At 55.0% G+C, this 19,870-nt stretch carries 17 protein-coding genes (1 of these 17 cut by a window edge); 7 read left to right on the forward strand and 10 right to left on the reverse strand.

What is annotated here, in order from left to right; translation table 11 throughout:
- Positions 1-146: 146 nt before the first annotated feature.
- Entirely contained in the window at positions 147-1,940 is a 1,794-nt protein-coding gene (locus tag ACJJI4_RS22985; protein ID WP_444926582.1) for an EAL domain-containing protein, read from the forward strand.
- 51 nt (positions 1,941-1,991) lie between these two features.
- On the opposite strand, the gene ACJJI4_RS22990 is transcribed toward ACJJI4_RS22985, so the two are convergent.
- Complete coding sequence (locus tag ACJJI4_RS22990; protein ID WP_413664263.1) at positions 1,992-2,990, reverse strand: adenosine kinase; 999 nt, start codon at positions 2,988-2,990, stop codon at positions 1,992-1,994.
- 385 nt (positions 2,991-3,375) lie between these two features.
- Between ACJJI4_RS22990 and mrcB the strand changes: the two genes are divergently transcribed.
- Positions 3,376-5,958: a penicillin-binding protein 1B gene (gene mrcB, locus ACJJI4_RS22995; protein ID WP_444912056.1), complete on the forward strand. Its 2,583-nt coding sequence runs from the start codon at positions 3,376-3,378 to the stop codon at positions 5,956-5,958.
- A 42-nt stretch (positions 5,959-6,000) separates the two neighbouring features.
- Here mrcB and hemB read toward each other — a convergent pair whose 3' ends face one another.
- The 7 genes from hemB to ACJJI4_RS23030 all read right to left on the reverse strand — a co-directional run bounded on the left by hemB (position 6,001) and on the right by ACJJI4_RS23030 (position 13,694).
- The gene (gene hemB, locus ACJJI4_RS23000; RefSeq protein ID WP_444926583.1) at positions 6,001-7,011 is read right to left on the reverse strand and encodes a porphobilinogen synthase; all 1,011 of its coding nucleotides are present in this window, start codon (positions 7,009-7,011) and stop codon (positions 6,001-6,003) included.
- Between the two features lie 112 nt (positions 7,012-7,123).
- Entirely contained in the window at positions 7,124-7,750 is a 627-nt protein-coding gene (locus ACJJI4_RS23005) for a GntR family transcriptional regulator (RefSeq protein ID WP_444926584.1), read from the reverse strand.
- A gap of 9 nt (positions 7,751-7,759) precedes the next feature.
- Positions 7,760-8,920, reverse strand: a complete 1,161-nt coding sequence (locus ACJJI4_RS23010) for a benzoate/H(+) symporter BenE family transporter (RefSeq protein ID WP_444926585.1) — start codon at positions 8,918-8,920, stop codon at positions 7,760-7,762.
- Between the two features lie 160 nt (positions 8,921-9,080).
- Entirely contained in the window at positions 9,081-10,364 is a 1,284-nt protein-coding gene (hemL, locus tag ACJJI4_RS23015; protein ID WP_282934422.1) for a glutamate-1-semialdehyde 2,1-aminomutase, read from the reverse strand.
- Between the two features lie 179 nt (positions 10,365-10,543).
- A complete protein-coding gene (gene thiD, locus ACJJI4_RS23020; RefSeq protein ID WP_282934421.1) occupies positions 10,544-11,329 on the reverse strand; it encodes a bifunctional hydroxymethylpyrimidine kinase/phosphomethylpyrimidine kinase in 786 nt (261 codons plus the stop codon).
- A gap of 82 nt (positions 11,330-11,411) precedes the next feature.
- Entirely contained in the window at positions 11,412-11,834 is a 423-nt protein-coding gene (gene hemJ, locus ACJJI4_RS23025; protein WP_444926586.1) for a protoporphyrinogen oxidase HemJ, read from the reverse strand.
- A 33-nt stretch (positions 11,835-11,867) separates the two neighbouring features.
- On the reverse strand, positions 11,868-13,694 hold the full coding sequence (locus ACJJI4_RS23030) for a chloride channel protein (RefSeq protein ID WP_444926587.1): 1,827 nt from the start codon (positions 13,692-13,694) through the stop codon (positions 11,868-11,870).
- 95 nt (positions 13,695-13,789) lie between these two features.
- On the opposite strand from ACJJI4_RS23030, the gene argC reads away from it, so the two are divergent.
- The 4 genes from argC (at position 13,790) to erpA (ending at position 16,626) form a co-directional block, all read left to right on the forward strand.
- Positions 13,790-14,836 carry an N-acetyl-gamma-glutamyl-phosphate reductase gene (gene argC, locus ACJJI4_RS23035; RefSeq protein WP_444913416.1) on the forward strand — a complete coding sequence of 349 codons (1,047 nt, stop codon included), beginning with the start codon at positions 13,790-13,792 and terminating at the stop codon, positions 14,834-14,836.
- A 53-nt stretch (positions 14,837-14,889) separates the two neighbouring features.
- A complete protein-coding gene (locus tag ACJJI4_RS23040) occupies positions 14,890-15,633 on the forward strand; it encodes a DUF6776 family protein (protein ID WP_413664271.1) in 744 nt (247 codons plus the stop codon).
- A gap of 33 nt (positions 15,634-15,666) precedes the next feature.
- Positions 15,667-16,110, forward strand: coding sequence for a bactofilin family protein (locus ACJJI4_RS23045; protein WP_282934417.1), 444 nt, complete (start codon positions 15,667-15,669; stop codon positions 16,108-16,110).
- A 162-nt stretch (positions 16,111-16,272) separates the two neighbouring features.
- Entirely contained in the window at positions 16,273-16,626 is a 354-nt protein-coding gene (gene erpA, locus ACJJI4_RS23050) for an iron-sulfur cluster insertion protein ErpA (protein WP_444926588.1), read from the forward strand.
- A gap of 23 nt (positions 16,627-16,649) precedes the next feature.
- Here the strand turns inward: erpA and ACJJI4_RS23055 are convergent, their stop codons facing one another.
- Entirely contained in the window at positions 16,650-17,759 is a 1,110-nt protein-coding gene (locus ACJJI4_RS23055) for an anhydro-N-acetylmuramic acid kinase (protein WP_444926589.1), read from the reverse strand.
- Between the two features lie 15 nt (positions 17,760-17,774).
- Entirely contained in the window at positions 17,775-19,154 is a 1,380-nt protein-coding gene (locus tag ACJJI4_RS23060) for an OapA family protein (protein WP_413664273.1), read from the reverse strand.
- Positions 19,155-19,430: 276 nt separating this feature from the next.
- On the opposite strand from ACJJI4_RS23060, the gene tyrS reads away from it, so the two are divergent.
- A protein-coding gene (gene tyrS / locus ACJJI4_RS23065) for a tyrosine--tRNA ligase (RefSeq protein WP_444926590.1) crosses the window boundary here: on the forward strand, positions 19,431-19,870 show its 5' end (the start). The gene runs 865 nt beyond the window's last position; only the first 440 of its 1,305 coding nucleotides appear in the window; the start codon lies at positions 19,431-19,433; the stop codon falls past the right edge of the window.

The following is a 19,870-nucleotide window of genomic DNA, read 5'->3' on the forward strand; positions in this document are numbered from 1 at the left end:
GCTGGGAGGCTGGATAATTGAATAAAATCGGCGATCGTGGGCGATGATGTCGGTAACCTTTTTCGGTTATGGCCTGTCGCAAGGCACCTCCCCGCTACTGGGAAAGGTTTGCGCTTTGCTCTGTTGTGTTTTGAGTGAGTTTTCCCGTGACGCTGTTTAATCCAGAGGCCGCAAGTTACCTCGGCCCCCTCGCCCAGTTGGAAGAGGGGCTGCGCCCCTGTGAGCAGATCAGTTTACAGGCGGCGGAGGCGGCTCTCGGTGAAGTTGCCGATGGTGTCATTGTCACCGATGCTGCGGGTACGGTGGTTTACACCAACCCCCTGGTCAACGAAATGACTGGGGACCTGGTTGGACTGCTGCCCGGCCAGCCACTCAGCGAAGGTTTGCGCCTGTGCAATAGCCGGGGCGATGCGATAGAGCCGATACTGCCGGCATCCAGTGACCTGGGTGAAGTACCCAGAACCAGAGAGTTTAATGCCTGTATTGAGCGCCCAGGGGAAGAGCATGTCCCGCTTGAAGTGACCGTGCAGGTAATGGCTCTTTGGGATATGGGGGTGCTAAAAAATTATGTTTTGGTGCTGCGGGATACCTCTGCCGCGCGCCGGGTTTCCACCCGCCTTATGTGGCAGAGCAGCCACGACGCCTTAACCCGACTGCCCAACCGACAATTCTTTGAGAGTGAGCTGCAAAGCCAACTCAGCCTCTGTATCGATAAACGCCAGCACCATGTATTGCTCTACCTGGATGTTTATCAATTCAAAGTTATTAACGACACCCTGGGCTTTGTTGCCGGGGACCAGTTGTTGGTTCAGTTGGTGGAGTTAATCAAGCGCTGCCTCTCTAGCGATGATCTATTTGCCCGAGTGGGCAGTGATGAGTTTGCGATACTACTGCGCGACTGCACCCTGGAAGAGGGTGGTCGTGTGGTGGCTCGGCTGCGCGACTCTGTACAGAACTTCAGTTTTTTCTGGGAGGGGAATGACAACCGGGTCGCGGTGTCGATTGGTGTTGTTGGTGTCGATCACTTTACCCCCAGTGCCAGTCAGTTACTGGCGTCGGCCAATGATGCCTGTTGCAGTGCCCGGGAGCAGGGCAGAAATCGCGTTAAGCTATTTGGCGACTCCCGCAAGGTATTAGAGAAGCGTCGCGAGACCACCTGGGTTGCGGAAATTCATGCGGCTTTGCGGGAAGACCGCCTGATGTTGTACCGGCAGCCAGTGGTTTCACTAAAGGGGGACCGCAATGTCCACCACTATGAAATTCTGGTGCGGATGCGGGGCCGTGATGGTGGAGTGATTTCACCGGGGCTGTTTTTGCCAGCCGCAGAGCGCTACGGCTTGATCGAGGAAGTGGACCGTTGGGTAATTCGCCGGGTCTTTGACTATATGGCCCAGGAGCAGCGCCTGGGGATGGGCGGAATTAATTATGCGGTCAATATTTCCGGCATCAGCCTGGGGGATGAGACCTTTGCTGATTTTGTGCTGCAGTCTTTGTCCGATGCCGGTGTAACGCCTTCGCGGGTTCAATTTGAAATTACAGAAACCAGCGCCATCAATAATCTTGAACGAGCCCTGATATTTATCCACAAGCTAAGAGCCGCCGGTTGTAGCTTTGCCCTGGATGACTTTGGTCGCGGTGTTTCCTCCCTGGCTTATCTGCGTCAGCTGCCGGTAGATTTTCTCAAAATCGATGGAAGCTTTGTGCGCAATATGCTCGAGGATGAAATTGATAGCGCAATGGTGAGCACTATTGATCACTTGGCGAAGAGAATGGGTATCAGCACTATCGCCGAGTATGTAGAGAGCCCGGAGTTAATGGAAAAATTAAGTCAGATGGGGGTGGACTATGCCCAGGGGTTCGGTATTTCCGCAGCGACGGGGCTGCCGGAGCTGGATAGCTACCCGGGGATGCTACACCATTCCAGAGGGCCCAAGCCGTAGGGGCCCCTGGAAATCATGTGTCTATAGATAACTGCTATTAGGCAATTGCTATTAAACAACCGGTGCGAGTAATTCGGAGTGCTGCTCGGCTTCTAGTCGCGGGCCGTATTGGCTCACCACCTGGGCGGCAGCGCGGCAAGCGAGTTCGCCGGCTTCGGTAAAACTCATTTCGCGGTTGATACCGTAGAGGAAAGCACCGGCAAACATATCGCCTGCGCCGTTGGTATCGATGGCGCGGACTTCGGGACTCTCTATGCGGTGAACGTCGTTGCCGTCCCATAGCAATGCGCCATCGGCGCCCAGGGTAATCGCGAAACTGCGGCAGTAATCGCGCAGCGCTTCAACGGCGCCCTCCACAGAGTCGGTACCGGTAAAGCCCAGAGCCTCATCCCGGTTGCAGAACAGCATATCCACACCGCCGCCAATCATTTCCCGCAGCCCTTCGCCGAAGAACTGAACCATAGCCGGGTCAGACAGGCTGAGAGCGGTTTTAACTCCGTGGGCTTCGGCTTCTTCGCGAAGCTTGATCGCTGCGGCACGGCCCGTTTCAGAGGAAACTAGGTAGCCTTCGATATAGGCCCACTTGGAGGCGGACAGTGCATCGCTATCCAGCTCAGCGACTGAGAGCTGTTCACTCATTCCCAGATAGGTGTTCATACTGCGTTCGGCATCCGGGGTGATAAGCACCAGGCATTTGCCGGTAGTGCCCTCATCAGCTTGCTTCAGTGTTTCGGGGTAGTCGACCCCGGCGCTGTTAAGGTTGTTTCTGTAGAAATCACCATTCTCGTCAGCGGCAACTTTGCACGAATAGAAGGTGCGGAGACCGAAATAGCTGGCAGCAATGACCGTATTGGCACCGGAGCCGCCGCAGGCCAATTTGGCAGTGACCATATGGTTTTGAAGGTCGTCTACCAGCTGTTGCTGACGGGCGTCATCTACCAGGGTCATGATTCCCTTTTCCACGCCAAGGCTGCTCAAATCCTGGTCCGACACTTCGATTTCTGTATCGAGTAGGGCGGCACCTATGCCGTAGAGATCGTATTGCTGCATATCATTCCTATTCGGGCTTATTGTCTACATTTCCGCCGCATTATGGACGTGATTTTGCCAAGTGCAAGGCATTGGGGAGGGCTGGCGACAGCAAACCCTCACATAGGCGCTTGTTACATCTTGGTGAACTTATAGGCGGTTGCTGCGGTCAATCCTCGCACAGGTGTAAATAGCACCTTCACGTAAACCGCCAGGTAATAGATACTGCCAAGCCTGGATTTTAGCCCGCTAATTGAGTGGGCCCGCCAGTGCTGAAAGGCACTGGCAGCAAGATACCAGCGGAGCTGCCACCTGCTGGTACCCTGCCTTCGACTCTTCGATTGGGGCTGGTTAGGTCTTATGAGTCGCTTGATGTACTGAGTTGGCAGCGGGACTGAATCCTCATATGGCATCAACGAAACGCCGGCGCGTCAGAGCGTCAAAGCCCAAACGACGATATCGCTGGCTCAAGCTGCTAGTGCTTTTAGCCCTGGTGGGCTCCCTGGCGCTGGCAGCGTATATGGCTTACCTGGATGTGCAGCTGCGCGAGCGACTGGATAGCCGTCAATACCAACTCCCCGCCCGAGTCTACGCTCGTCCGCTGGTGCTGCGCGAGGGTATGGCAATGCATCCGGATGAGTTGGAGTCCGAATTTGCTGCCTTGAATTACCGCAAGCAGGGCACTCTGAGTGAGCCTGGTTCCTGGGTTCAGGACGGAATGAATTACAAGGTCTGGCGCCGGGACTTTATCCATGCCAATGGCCGCCAGCCTGCTGCAGTGGTCTCCTTCCGTCTGCGCAATGATCAAATTAGCGGCCTGCGTGATGACAATGGCCGAAGCCTGGCAGAATTCCGCCTGGACGCAGCTAATATCGGCTCTCTACTAGGGGGAGGCGATGACCGCAATCCAGTGCGTTTCGATGATATTCCTCCCTTGGTAGCCAATACCCTGATTGCTGTTGAGGATCAGGACTTCCTCAATCACTTTGGTGTTTCCCCTCGCGGTATTGCCCGGGCCATGGTGGCCAACGCAAAAGCCGGACGATTGGTACAGGGTGGCTCCACAATTACCCAGCAGTTGGTCAAAAATATCTTTTTTGACCATAAGCCCAGCCTGAGACGTAAATTCAACGAGGCCCTGATGGCCATCCTGATGGAGGTGCACTACGACAAGCGCTATATCCTGCAGGAATACATCAACGAAGTGTGGTTGGGTCAGCAGGGTGCCAGAGGTATTTATGGCTTTGGATTGGCCTCTGAATTCTATTTCCAGCAGCCCCTGGATACCTTGGAACCCCATCAGGTAGCACTGTTGGTGGGGCTGGCGAAAGGTGCGTCTTACTACAACCCCTGGCGCAATCCCGAGAGAGCACTGCAAAGGCGCAATACCGTGCTGGAATTGATGCTGGAGCAGGGGCTGATTACTCAGGAGGAGTTCCAGAAGTATTCCGCCAAGCCTCTGGGGGTGGTCAAGGGTGGTGTCGGTGCGCAGAATCCTTACCCGGCCTTTACTGAGCGGCTGTTGATTGAATTGCGTCCCTACTACTCATACGAGGAATTGCGCACTTCGGGTTTACGGGTTTACACCACCTTGGCCCCTTCGGTGCAGAAGTTGGCGGAGGAGTCCATCAGTCAGGGCGTTAGCCAGCTGGAGAAAGACCGAGGGATCAAAGCCAATTCACTCCAGGCCGCGACAGTATTGTTGGATAATCGCAACGGCAATGTGCTGGCCATGGTGGGAGATCGGAACCCGGACTACCCTGGCTTCAACCGGGCGCTGGAAGCCCGCCGCCAGGTGGGCTCCCTGATTAAGCCGGCTGTGTTTCTCACTGCTCTAGAGCGACCGGAAGAGTACAACCTGGCCACCCTGATCGATGACGCCCCGGTGAGAATTGAAGAGGCGGATGGCGATGTATGGATGCCGCAGAACTTCGATAAGCGCGCTCACGGACAGATACCGCTATATATCGCCCTGGCCAAGTCCTATAACCTGGCGACGGCCCATTTGGGACTGGATCTCGGCCTGCAGAATGTGCGCCAGACGATTCGCCGCCTGGGTGTTGAATCCAGGCTCCCCCGAGTGCCGGCGATGTTGCTTGGTGCAGTGGAGATGACCCCGTTCGAAGTTGCCGGTATGTATCAGACCATCGCGAACAATGGTGAGACGGTACAGCCGCGCACACTGCTGGCGGTTTCCGATGCCCAGGGCGGCCGTGTACAGCACTTCCGCCGCAAGGCTAATCGCGGTGTCGACCCCGTTCCAGCTTACCTGTTGCGCTGGGGGCTGGAGCAGGCCATGCGTGAGGGTACCGGACGCCGCTCCGCCAAGCGCTTGCCAAGTAGCATCGCCTTTGCGGGGAAAACCGGAACCACTAACAATAACCGCGATAGTTGGTTTGCGGGCTTCTCCCCGGAAGTAACCGCCGTAGTCTGGCTCGGGCGCGACGACAATGAGCGCACGCGCCTAACTGGCTCCACCGGCGCACTGCCGATCTGGACGGAGATTATGCGCAAGCTGCCCCATCAACACGGACCGGCAGAGATGCCCCGAGGAGTGGAGCTTAAGTCAGTGAACTCCCGGGGGCAGTTTATGGACCCGGATTACTGTCGCGGTGGTTATGAGATTCCTTTCTCCTACGAAAGCCAGCTGCAACCGGCGCCGGAATGTCGGGGGCAGAATCGCTGGCGCTGGTTCCGCAATCTATTTGGCAATGGTCGCGACGAAGCGGCTCCCAGAGAGGAGATGAGTCCCGGTTGGGGGGTGGATACTAGTGAGCAGCAGATGCGCGATCAGCGCCGCCAACAATTGCAGGAGCAACTTCGAGGTGACGATGCGGAAGAGTTTGGTGTAGATCCCGAGTATGGCTCCGATTATGAAGAGGAGCCCCTGGAGCTGCCAAGAGATAATACTTTTGGCGGGAGGGCTCACAGCGTACCGGTAGAGGAAGCCCAGCCGGTAGGGCCTGACCTGGAAGATCAGTGGCCCTAGGAAGGTAGCGCGCGATTGAACCGCGCGCTTTTTCACCGGCTATCAGTCTTGCAGCAACTGTGCGGCTTCTTCGGCGAAATAGGTGAGGATGCCGTCGGCACCGGCGCGCTTAAAGGCTAATAGGGACTCCAGAATAACCGCCTCTCGCTTCAGCCAGCCATTTTCAAAGGCGGCGCAGTGCATCGCATACTCCCCACTTACCTGATAGGCGAAAGTGGGAACCCGCAATTCTTCTTTTACCCGACGCACTATATCCAGGTAGGGCATACCGGGTTTCACCATCACCATATCCGCGCCCTCTTGCAGATCCAGGGCGCACTCGTGCAATGCCTCATCGGTATTGGCGGGGTCCATTTGGTAGCTCGCTTTATTGCCACCTTTCAAGTTTCCGGCAGAGCCCACTGCATCGCGGAAAGGGCCGTAGTAAGCGGAGGCATATTTAGCGGCGTAGGACATAATCAGGGTATTGCTGTGGCCCGCGCCTTCGAGAGCATCGCGAATGGCTCCGATACGGCCATCCATCATATCCGAGGGGGCTACCATATCGGCACCGGCCGCAGCGTGTGACAGGGCCTGCTGTACCAATACCTCAACGGTTTCGTCGTTGATGATATAACCGCTGTGGTCCATCAGCCCGTCCTGGCCGTGGCTGGTAAAGGGGTCCAGGGCTACGTCGGTGATAACTCCCAATTCCGGTACCGCATTTTTCAGCTCGCGAACAGCCCTTTGTGCCAAGCCATCGGCGTCGTGGGCGGCACTGGCGCAGTCGGACTTTGCCGACGGGTCGACTACCGGAAACAGGGCTATGGCGGGGATTCCCAACTCTCGAACTGTCTTCGCTTTCTTGGCCAACAGGTCTACGCTCAGGCGTTCAACACCCGGCATTGAGGCTACTTTTTGGGTTTCGTTACGCCCCTCAATAACAAACAGTGGCAGGATCAAGTCGTCACTGCTCAACTGGGTTTCCCGCACCAGTCGACGGGAAAAATCCTTTGCACGCAGGCGACGCAGGCGAGTGTTGGGGTAGGCACCACGGCCGAAACTTTGGCTCATCGGGAAATTACTCCGGCTATCCATAGGGCCGCAGAAACCCCGCAGCCGCAACTGGCGGCCATCATATCAAATTGCCGCAGTGGGTGATTTTCGATTGCTGAGGGAAAGCGGTTTAAAAATGGGGCTGATGTAAGTGCCTTACCAATAGTTTGCCGGCGGCTTCTATATGTTTTGCCAGCAGTGCGGCGGCTTGGTCCCCGTTTCCCTCTTGGAGTGCATTGAGTATTGCAAAGTGCTCGTCCTGACTGGTGTCCTGGTAATTCAGACCGTGGGATTGGTAACCGATATAGCGCTCACATTGCCGGTGCAGTTGCTCGACGGTACTAAATAGCGTGGGTCTTGCAGCTGCCCGGTAAATACAGGCATGGAACTCCCAATTCATTTTTCCGATCTGCTCGGCGGAGAGTTCAGGTTTGGCTTGCATGGATTCCAGAATATCTCTGGCCCGCCCCAGGATCTCTCCATTAAGGCTTTCCAATGCCAGGGATTGAAGCAGCGGTTCCAGGCGCATGCGCATCAGGTAGAGGTCTTCCACTTCAATAGGGTCAAACTGCGGCACTGCGACGCCGCGCTTGCCGTGCCCGGTTAACCAGCCCTCATTTTTCAATCTTTGTAGAGCGTCCCTAACCGGAATACGGCTCACGGCGTAAAGCTCTGCCAGATCGGCTTGCTTTAGCACCTGGCCGGCGGCGAATCGCCCTTGCTGCAAGTCCGACTTAATTTTTTCGTAGAGGCCCATCGATGTTTATTAATTCCTGCGCTTGAAAAACCAGTAACACACCAGCCCCCCCAGCAGCCCCCAAAAGGCAGAGCTAATGCCAAAGAGGCTGATACCAGAAGCACTGATCAGAAAAGTGATAATTCCGGCTTCACGACTGTCGGCCTCCGCTGTTGCTCCAGCCAGGCTGCTACCAATGACGCCAATCAGTGCCAAGCCGGCGAGGCCGGCAATCAGCGACTGGGGAAAGGCACTGAATAATGCCACAACGCTAGCGCCGCAGAGGCCCACCAACAGATAAAAAATACCAGCGGCAATGCCGGCGGTATAGCGTTTGTCGGGGTTGGGATGGGCTTCCGGGCCGGTGCAAATAGCAGCGGTAATAGCTGCCAGATTAAATGCAAAGCCACCAAAAGGTGTCAGCAATAAAGAGGTGAGGCCGGTGCCGCTAATAACAGGAGATATAGGCACTCTACTGTAGCCACTGGCGGCCAGGGTTGCCGCTCCGGGTAGATTCTGAGAGGTCATAGTGACGATAAAAAGAGGAAGGCCAATGCCAATTAAAGTGGAGAGGCGGAATTCTGGAGTGACCCAAACAGGGTGTGCCGCTTGCCAGCCGATCTGGGCCTGCAACTTCCAGCAAGTCGCCACTCCAGCCGCTAGTACCAAAATAATGGCGTAGCGAGGCGCCCAACGGCGCCCGACTAGATAGGTCAGCGACATGATGCCGACCAATAGTGGTTGTGCCTGCAGAGAAGTAAATACTGAGAGACCAAATTGCAGAAGTATGCCTGCGAGCATAGCGCTGGCAATTGGTGCCGGCACCATTCGCGCTACCCGCTCGAAGGCTCCGGACAAGCCCACGAGGAGTGTTAACAGGGCGCTAAACGCAAAAGCACCGATCGCCTCAGCAATGGGTATGCCACTTAAACTGGTGGCCAAGAGTGCAGCACCTGGAGTCGACCAGGCAGTGATTACCGGGGCGCGGTAATACCAAGAGAAGGCAATACAGGTAACGCCCATCCCCAGGCCCAGGGCGCCAATCCAGGAGGCGATCATTGCTTCACTTGCGCCAGCTGCACGCGCGGCTTCAAAGACTATCGCGGCGGAACTGGCTACTCCCACCAGCACGGCGACAAAGCCTGCGCTGATGGCGGACAAGCTGGTATCTGAAAACGGTGAGCTTTTCAAAATGTATACCTTTTATATTTTGTATACATTTTTAGCTGTTAGCTTTTTTGAGCGCAATAACTTTGCGGTGAAGCGACTGGGGCTTTATTGGAGGGGGGTAAAGTAAAACGGGTATAGAAGCAGCACCCGCAGGCTGCGGGTGCTGGAGAGAGGCGGGCAATTAGCCGAGGCGGGCGAAGACGCGTTCAGCGGCAGTGATTGTGGCCTCAATATCCTCATCGGTATGAGCTGCGGACATAAACCCTGCCTCATAGGAGGCCGGTGCCAGGTAGACACCTTCTTCCAGCATGCCGTGGAAGAAACGGTTAAAGCGCTCGTTATCGCAGGCCATTACCTGTTGATAGTTAGTTACTTTAGGTTCTTCGGTGAAGAAGAAGCCGAACATGGTGCCGGCCTTATTGGCGGTAATTGGGATACCTGCGGCTTTACCAGCCGCCAGGATGCCCTCTACCAAACGGTCGGTTTTGGCAATTAAAGGCTCGTAGAAGGCGGGTTCTTCCACCAAACGCAGGGTTTCCAAGCCCGCGACCATAGCTACAGGGTTACCGGACAGGGTGCCCGCCTGGTAAACCGGACCCAGGGGTGCAATTTGTTCCATGATCTCGCGTTTACCGCCAAAGGCGCCAACGGGCATACCGCCGCCGATGACTTTGCCGAGGGTGGTGATATCCGCTTCGATACCGTAGAAGCCCTGGGCCCCGGTCAAGCTCACCCGGAAGCCGGTCATCACCTCATCGAGAATCAACAGGGCACCGTGCTGGTCGCAAACTTCGCGCAGGGTTTCCAGGAAGCCGGGTACCGGCGGAATGCAGTTCATATTGCCGGCAACAGGCTCGACGATAATACAGGCGATTTGATCGCCCAGCTCATCGAAGCAGCTGCGCACACTATCAGCATCGTTGTAGCTCAAGGTGATGGTGTGATCTGCCAGGGCGGCGGGAACGCCGGGAGAGGAGGGTACACCCATGGTCAGGGCCCCGGAGCCGGCCTTAACCAACAGGGAGTCGGAGTGGCCGTGGTAGCAGCCCTCGAACTTCACAATCTTGTCGCGCCCGGTAAATCCACGGGCCAGGCGAATCGCGCTCATGGTGGCTTCGGTACCGGAATTGACGAAGCGCACCAGGTCCATATTCGGCCACAGGCGGCAGAGTTCTTCGGCCAGTTCGGTTTCCAGTTCGGTTGGCGCACCGAAGCTCAGTCCCGATTGGGCCTGTTCCACCACGGCTTCAATGACTTCCGGGTGTGCGTGGCCCAGCACCATGGGGCCCCAGGACTGTACGTAGTCGATGTAGCGTTTCTCGTCTGCATCGTAGAGGTAGGCGCCTTCGGCACGGCGGATAAACACCGGGGTACCGCCGACTGCGCGAAAAGCCCGTACCGGAGAGTTAACGCCGCCGGGAATGTACTGCTGTGCTTCTGCGAAGAGCTGCTCGGATTTACTCATAAACTTAATTCAGGTTCTGCATAAAGGGCCTGGGGAGCATTATCGCGGGGGTGGCGCCTGAGGACAATGTGTAGATTGGCGACGACCGGTCACAGACTGTGTAGACAGAAGATCTCACCGTCACGGGAACGGTGAGACTGATCGGGGCAGGGGCGAAATTTGTGTCAGCAGCTCCAGGTTTAGCGTTCGCACCAGAACAGCCGGTTGGGGATCGGCCTTCCCATTCCCAGGCGCCGGCTGTCTTTGATCGCACTCCAAGCGTATTGCTGACTGCGGGTAACCGCTTCGATAATGGTCAGCCCGTGGGCGATATGGCAGGCAATGGCGGTAGCGAGGGTGCCACAGACGCCATAGGCCGCTGGCTGCAAGCGCTCCCACTTGAACTCCCGCATGAGGCCGCGCTCATCGTAGAGCCGGTTCTGTAATTGTTGCTCGTGGGGCACGCCAGTCAGCAACAGGTAGCGACAGCCGGATTCGAGGATTTCCTGGGCCATGGCATCGAGGACATCGGCCTCCACAGCCATGGCGCGCGCTTCCCTGCGGTTGGGACACACCATGGTTGCCTTGGGCAACAACAGCGACACCATAGCCTCCCACAGAGGCGGGGCGAGTACGCTCTCTTTGTCGGCCAGTGTGGCATCGGGATCTATAACGACGGGAATATCCGGGTAGTCGTGGAGTACGCTGTGAAGCGCGCGCACATTCTCCACGGAGCCCAGGTAGCCGACCTTGATCGCGGCGATCGGCATGTCTTCCAAAACGGCCCGGGTTTGTTCAATTAGCAGGCTGTCGTCGACTGGGGCGACACCCAGCAATTCACCGGTATTACACACGCTGATGGCGGTAACTGCCGAGGCCGCATGGCAGCCGAGACTGACCGCTGTCTCAGTATCTGCGGCAATTCCGGCGCTGCCGCTGGGGTCGTGGTGAGTAACGGTCAGAATAACGGGCTGAGGTGTATCCATAAGTGCTCTACATGACGGCCATTAGCTGTGCGCCTAATTCTAGTTGCTGAGCGCCTTTGACAAGGAATGAATACGCGCCAAATTAAAATGGCTTTACGACAACCAAAATGACGATGGCGACAAGTGCAACTGCTGGGAACTCATTAAATATTAGGAAGTAGCGGCGGCTGCGGGTAACGGTTCCCCGGGCAAACTTGCGAACATAGGCGCCACAGATATGGTGATAGCCTAGGAGGAGAACAACAAAAGTCAGTTTTGCGTGCATCCAGCCGGCGGAGGTGTAGTAGGCCGGGTTCAAGCTGTAGAGCCAGATGCCCAAGGCAACGGTAGCCAGCATGGAGGGAATGGCAATACCGCGATAAAGGCGGCGTTCCATAATACTGAAGCGGTCGCGACTAACGGCATCAGTGGCATCGACATGGTAGACAAATAGTCGTGGCAGATAAAAAAGTGCGGCAAACCAGCACACCATCGCAATAATGTGAAAAGCCTTGATCCACAGCATTGAAAGTCCCCTTAAAAGAAACGGGAAGAAAAATTACTTCCGGTAAAAGTTGTTAATTTGTAGCGGCAGAATAATGCCCGCCGTGCGATTGTCCAGCGAGCCGCTTTTATGACGGCAGACATACAGGCCATCCGCGCCACTTCTCTCCAGCTTTTGCGAGGCCTCCAGCATTGTCGCTCGCCAGCTTAGGGACGCCAGCTGTTTGCGTTCGCCGGGTAGTCTCAATAAATCGATCATTTCTCCCGGGTCTAGTAATTTATCTGATTCGGAGGAAACTTGTTTTTCGCTCTCGGCCGCCTCTTTCGCGCCACCGCGAAGAAAAGTTGCCAAGTCTGCTGCACGCAGTAGTTGCGGTGCCGGCTCCTTGGGTAAATCGATAAGAATCCACTCGGGGTGTTGATTAATTAATTCTGTTGCCGCAGCGCGGGTAATTTCCCTAGGAGTCACAACAAAGCTCTGATTCATTTCGCTGGCAACTCCGACACTACTCAGCATTTGCTGTCGCCAACTTGGCATTCCCGCTTTATTCAGGGCGCGCAGCGTTTCGTGATAGAGACCGATAGTGGAAAAGAGTTGGCGGCTTACTAATGTGGCCACCACGATCATCATCATTCCAGGGAATAAAATATGTGGGTTATAGGTAAGTTCCAAGATAGCGAGTAGCGCAGCTAGAGGCGCATTGAGCATGGCAGCCATCATTGCCGCCATACCCACCATGGCATAAAAGCCTGGACTCGCGGTGTGCTCACCCAGCCACAAGTTAGCCAGGCCACCGGCAATACCACCGATACAGGCACCGATAATCAGGCTGGGGCCTATTACCCCACCGGGAATTCCGAGCCCTGCCCCCAAAGCGGTTGCAACTAATTTCGCGGCGACAATAGCAATGAGTGTCGCTACCCCCAACTCTCCCAGCATTGCCATCTGCAAAGTGTCATATCCACCGCCCAGGATTTCCGGTACCCAGATACCCAAGGTGCCAGTAACAAGGCCAACCAAGAGAAATCGAAGAAGTGGGGAGTAACGCTGCTGGGGAATTAAAATACGCTGGGAGCGGATAAATAATCCGGCGAGAACCCCAATAACCAGTGCGCAAACGAAAAGTAGCGGCAGCTCGGCAAGGGAATTGAGTTGAATCGCGGGTACATTAAAGTCCGGTTGGCTACCGAAAGTCAGCTGGGTGATGGTGCTACCGGCAACAGCCGCGAGAATTATCGGTAAAAAACCTGCGACAGTGTATTCCAGCATCACGACTTCCATCGCGAATACCACGCCCGCCAGCGGGGTATTAAAGGAGGCCGCAATTGCTGCGGCTACACCACACCCCAGTAGGTTGCGACCGGAATTATTGGGGAGCTTCAGCGCCCTAGCTAACCAGCTGCCACTGGCTGCTCCCAAGTGTACAGCTGGGCCTTCCCGCCCCACCGAGTGGCCGCTAATTAAAATTATTGCGCCGGCAAAAAACTGTAGCAGGGCATTTTGCATTGGCATTTGCCCCTGGTGATTGTAGAGCCGGTCCAGGACATGGACCACTCCCACCTGGCGGCGTCTGGGATTTAGAAATAAATAGATACATCCCACTACCAGAGAGCCGATGACAGGCAATGCGAAGCGCCAGAATGGGGGAAGGGATTCGTAATTTTGTGGGATTGATAAAAACAGCGTGGTCGGCCACTCCATTGCTAGCCGAAAAAGTACAGTTACCCCTCCGGCCAGGATGCCGGTGATCAGGGCCATCCCCAGCAAAGGCGCCAGCGCGTCTTTGGAGGAAAGCTGTAAGCGTATATTTTCGAGGCTGCCAGGCCTAACTAAATAACGCGAAAACGACTTTTTTAGCGAGTTCCTTGGGGGCTGTGACACCGCACATCCTTAAAATCCTGGGGCTTGTGGTAGAGTGCCTGTCTGGTTTTACGATTATCGTCTCAGTTGGCGGATATACCGGAGATTTTAGCAAGGTGATAAAAGTAGCGATTGTCGGGGGCACCGGCTATACAGGGGTGGAATTACTTCGGCTTCTCTCAACACATCCACAAGCGGAAGTTACCGCAATCACCTCCCGTTCGTTGAATGGTACCCCGGTTGCCGAGCTTTTCCCTAGCCTGAGAGGGCACTCGCAGCTGTCTTTCTGTAGCCCCGATCTCGAACAGCTGGCGGATTGTGACGTTGTATTCTTCGCTACACCTCATGGCGTTGCCCAGGCCCAGGTACCGGCACTTATTGAACGCGGAGTTCGAGTGATCGATTTGTCCGCCGATTTCCGTTTGAAAGATATACCTACCTGGGAGCAGTGGTACGGTCAGGCCCACGCCGCTCCGGAATTAGCTCAAAGCGCTGTTTATGGTTTGCCAGAAGTTAATCGGGAACAGATTGCCAATGCGCAGTTGATAGCCTGCCCGGGCTGTTATCCCACCGCGATTCAATTGGGATGGATACCGCTTTTGGAAAAGGGCCTGGTAGAACCTGGTGAGCTGATCGCCAGTGCGGCCAGTGGTATCAGTGGTGCGGGGCGACAGGGTAAGACCGACTTGATTATGGCTGAAAATAGCGACAACTTCCGCGCATATTCTGCCGCCGGGCACCGTCATTTACCCGAGATTGAACAGGGGCTTCGTCGAGTGCAGGCCACTGAATCCTCTCCCGCGCAGGTGACTTTTGTACCGCATTTACTTCCCATGATTCGCGGTATCCACGCTACTTTATTTGCCCGGTCAGCGGGGAAGGTTGATGCCGATGAGCTTCAGCAGATCTTTGAAAACCGCTATAAAAATGAGCCTTTTGTAGATGTGATGCCGGCGGGCAGCCACCCTCAGACTCGTACGGTAAGAGGGACCAATATGTGCCGCATCTCGGTATTGCAACCCCAGGAGCGGGATACGGTACTGGTATTATCGGCCATTGATAACCTGGCCAAAGGCGCGTCCGCCCAGGCAATCCAGAATATGAATATTATGTTTGGCTTAACTGAGACGTTGGGCCTGGATAGCCCGGCACTGCTGCCTTAGAATCGGGTGTTTCCCGACAATCGATAAATCCCGGATAAGACTTAGCAGATTTCATGGTGCTCAAAGTTAAAGGCAGCAAGCAGTACCGCATGAAAGTGGTGCCTCATAAACCCTTCTCTGGTGTCATTGCCGTAGTGGGGGTCGTTTTTTTGGTATTAGTGACCTCGGCCGGGTCCTATTTTGCCGGACAGTATCAGCTGCGTCAGAGCCTCGATCGCAAGACACTGGAGCATACTCAAGTACTCGATCGTGTTACCGCGCTCCAGAGTGAGAATGAATCCCTGCGAATGAGGGTTGCTACTGCAGAGCAGTCGCTGACTATCGGTGAGCAGGCGAGTGAGTCGGTGCGTGCGGAACTGGTGCAGAAAGAGAGCCAGATTGCAGAGCTAAAGCAGGAAATTTCTTTCTATCGCGGCGTCATGGCCCCTGAAGATGGGGGTGAGGGGGTGTCCATTGGACGCTTTATCCTCTCGCAGACCGGCGATCCAAAAAGTTACCAGTACAAGTTACAGATCAAACAGTCCGCAGCGCGTCGGGATGTTGTAAAAGGCACGGCCACATTTACCGTAGTGGGCCGTCAGGATGGGGAACCGAAGAGTTACCCTCTGAAGGAACTGTCGGAGCAGGTGGATAGTGAGTCGATTCAGCTGCGTTTTAAATATTTTCAGAATATCGAGGGAGAGCTGCGCTTGCCGGAGGGATTTGTGCCCGAAGGTGTGGAGTTGTCACTTAAATCTTCTGGGCGCAAGGGCTTTAATATTGAGCAGCGCTACGGTTGGTTAGTACAGGAAAGTTAGCATAGGTGCCAAAGGCACGAGGTTTTGGGGATTATGTTAAGAAAAAAAGAGAAACAGATAACTATGGCCAATACCGGTAGTAACCACACGACTTTGATCGCTCGTCAGACTGAGATCAGCGGTGATATCCACTTCCGTGGCAACCTGGTCATCGAAGGTAAGGTGCGTGGCAATGTTACCGCTCACAGTGATAGTGATGCGCGCCTGCAAATTGTGGATGGCGGCATCATTGAGGGTGAAATTCGTGTGCCTCAGGTAGTGATCAATGGCAATGTGAAAGGGGATGTGTTTGCTGCGCGCCACCTGGAACTGGCTTCCAAGGCAATGGTAGAAGGCAATGTACACTATAAGCTGATTGAGATGCTGAAAGGTGCCCAGGTAAACGGTGCCCTGGTATCCAGTGCCGACCTGAGTAGCGCGGGTGAGCCCCATATGCTCGGCTATTCCGAAGATGAAACTGTCATTGAAGCCTCTTAAGTCCGGGTAGTATTGGCTGGCGCTGGTACTTTATTGTACCGGCCCACCTGCCGGTTAATACTTGACTGAATTGCTGGGTTTAAGCAAGATGACGCCCCCGGGGCTGCACTCGTTATAACTTTTATACGAGCGGTGAATGTCCCGATGAGTTGAGAGAGACTTATGTCAGAAGCTGTATCCTTTTCTCCCGCGCCACTCGTGGTCACAGACAAGGCTGTGGCCAAGGTAAAAAGCCTGTTGGAAGAGGAGGGCAACTCGGAGTTGAAACTCAGGGTGTTCGTGACCGGAGGCGGCTGTTCCGGTTTCCAATACGGTTTTACCTTTGATGAATTGGTTGCCGAAGATGATGCCATCATAGAAAAGGATGGCATTCAGGTCTTGGTGGATGCGATGAGCTACCCCTACCTGGTTGGCGCCAATGTTGATTACGAAGAAGGCCTTTCGGGGTCACGCTTCGTAGTACAAAATCCCAATGCGTCCGCTACCTGTGGCTGCGGTTCCTCTTTCTCTATTTGAGAAATCCTAACCCGCCCTATTGATCAGGGCGGGTAAATAGCCCCTAGCACCGCCTCTTTCTGCGCGCCAGTCACTCCCGGGCAATTACCGGGCAGCCCTCTCAATGTCTGGCGGGCCAGCCAAGCAAATCCAACGGCTTCGAGCCAGTCTGCGTCAATACCGTAACTGCCCGTGTCAGTAATAGACCAGGTGGGCAAGCGGCGCTGTAATCGTGTAACCAAGTCCTTATTTTTTGCCCCGCCCCCGCAAGTGAGCAACTCGCCGCCTTCGGCAAAATTATGCACGGCATCGGCGATACTGGCTGCGGTTACTTCAGACAGGGTCGCCTGCACATCTACCGGCGCCACTTCCAAACCGGCGCAGGCCTGTTCGAGCCAGCTGGGGTTAAAAGTTTCACGGCCAGTACTCTTGGGTGGCTCGGCGGAGAAATAGGGATCTGAAAGCAGGCGGTTGAGAAGTTCAGCATTGGCGCGACCGCTCGCGGCCCAGTCTCCATTTCTATCGTAGGGCTGGTTTTTGTGTAGGTTCACCCAGTAGTCGAGCAATGCATTACCTGGACCTGTGTCATAGCCGTAAACCTGGCTATCTGCCGTCAGCTCAGTGATATTGGCCATCCCCCCAATATTGACCACAGCACGGCTTCCATCAGTTTTGAAGGCGGCCTGGTGAAACGCCGGCATTAAAGGCGCTCCTTGACCACCGAGAGCGATATCCCGGCGACGGAAATCCGCAACGGTGCAGATGCCCGTCAGTGCTGAGATGGTGTTGGGGTCACCGAGTTGCAAAGTAAAGGGAGAAGTCACTGTGCCTGGGGGGCGGTGGCGTACGGTTTGGCCGTGACTGCCAATGGCGGTAACAGACTGACCCTCAACACCGGCTCGGGCTAGCAGGGTATTGGTGGCTTCGGCAAAAACCTGTCCCAGTTGCCGGTCTAACTGTCCGGCGCGATCCAACTCTGAAGGGCCGGGGGCGCAGAGGCTGAGGATAGCTTCGCGCAGGCCGCTGTGAATCGGGTGGGCTAGCGCAGCCAGGATGCGGGTGTTTATTTTTTCTTCATCGCCAAAATCGACCAGCACCGCGTCAATGGAGTCAACGCTGGTGCCGGACATCAGGCCGATAAACAGATCGGGCATATTCGTTGGCGCTTGTTAGGGGCTTTCTTCATCCAGTTGAGCCAGAGCCGGCCCCTGGAAGTTTTCTAGTTTCGCCAGAAGTGGCTGGGTCTGGTTTTTAAAACGGATCATCTCAGAAGTCGGTACCGACTTTGCCTTGGGCAATTTGCGCACAATGGTGGCGGGGTTGCGATGTCTGCCATCCACCAGGAATTCGTAGTGCAAGTGCGGGCCGGTGGCATAACCGGTAGACCCTACAGTGCCAATAACCTGGCGCTGCTTAACGCGCTGGCCCTTTTTGACTTTGCGCTTGGTCAGGTGGAGATAGCGGGTTACATAGCGTTCGCCGTGCTGGATAAATACGTAGTTGCCGTTGGGTTTGCTATAGCCGGACGCGATAACCCGACCATCGCCAGTAGAGTAAACGGGGGTGCCTCTTGGAGCGGCATAGTCGGTGCCATTATGAGGTCGGCGTGATTTGAATACTGGGTGCAGGCGGCTCGGGTTGAAGTGAGAGCTGATGCGAACTATGTCCAGAGGTGTGCGGATAAATGCCTTGCGCATACTTTTGCCTTCAGGCGTGTAGTAATTGGCATCACCACTGTTATCCACATAGCGTACAGCGCTAAAAGTTCTTCCCTGGTTGGTAAAACTGACCGCCAGGATAGGACCGTTGCCAATTTTCTCCCCATCCAGGAACAACTCTTCGAACATCACACTAAAGTTGTCGCCCTTGCGAATATCGAGGGCAAAGTCGATATCGGAGCTGAACACATCCGCCATCTCCATTATCAGGCTGTCACTCAGCCCAGCATCGCTGCCGGCCAGGAATAGGGAGCTATCGATCTGGGCCTGTCGGTAAGCCGGGTGGCTGTCGGGCTCACGAGTTATCAGTGCGTGTTCAAACTTATCTGCATTTGTGCGGGTAAACTCAATTTGATTGAGTCGGTCCCGCTGCAATTTAAGGGACTGCAGCTGGCCATCATTATTTGTTTGAAAGGTCAGCTCTTCACCCGGAGTTAGACGTGCCAGCTGTTTTGCCTCTTTGCCGCTACCCAGAAGCTGGTACATCTCTTTGGCGCTGATTTTTGCACGTTGAAATAGGTCTGACAGAGTATCCCCGTTACGTACTTCAAGACTCAACGACTTGACTGCCTCAACACTGACGTTAAGCAGTGGGGTCTCCGCCGGCGTATAAGTGAGTGCAGGTTTGACTTCAGTGCTGTCGCCGCTTGTGACCTCTGAAAGTTTGACGGGTAGGGATGTGCGCTTAGAGGAAATCTCCGGTGAAGGAATCAGAACGGCCAGCATAAGGACAAAGGCTGCGATGCCAGCGGTCAGCGCATGAACGCGGGGAAAATGCTTGGGTAAGCCGCCAATACGGAGGCCTGTACTCGATTTACGATGGTTTTGCATGGCGTTAGCGGATGGTACTGGCGGTCGTTGTTATTTGCGCTTGAAAAACTGAGTGTCTAAAAAACAGGCATTGGAGGGGCTTTATAGCAAAAAAGCCGCCTTGGTTCACGAGATAATTGACACGTCTTTGCACGGTTTGGTTCCTCATGAATTTTGTTTTTAGTGCGGATACTGGGCTGCTGCACGCTTGTATTTGCCGCAAACTTCGGTAATGTTGCAGCGCATTTTGCCGCCGCTTGGTGGCGCTAATTTCAAGCCTGAATATGAGGGGAAAGCATGGCTGGGGTCGACATGACACTGCTTGAAGACTTGGACCGTCGCGGATTAATTAATCAAGCGACTGGTGACGGCGAACTGACGCAGCATTTGTCGGAGAGTCGAACCCTGTATTGCGGTTTTGATCCCACTGCAGACTCCCTTCATATAGGCAGTCTAGTACCGTTGCTGACCTTGAAGAGGTTTCAGACGGCAGGGCATAAACCAATTGCACTGGTTGGCGGTGCCACGGGGCTGATTGGTGACCCTTCTTTTAAGGCTCAGGAGCGCAGTTTGAATACCCCCGATATTGTTGCGGGTTGGGTAGACAAGCTGAAAAGCCAGGTTTCCCAATTTATCAATTTCGATTGTGGGGAAAATAGTGCCATTGTCGCCAATAACCTCGACTGGACTCGCGACCTCAATGTGCTCGATTTCCTGCGCGATGTCGGCAAGCATTT

The sequence above is a fragment of the Microbulbifer maximicatervae (SeqCode) genome (genome assembly GCF_052467305.1).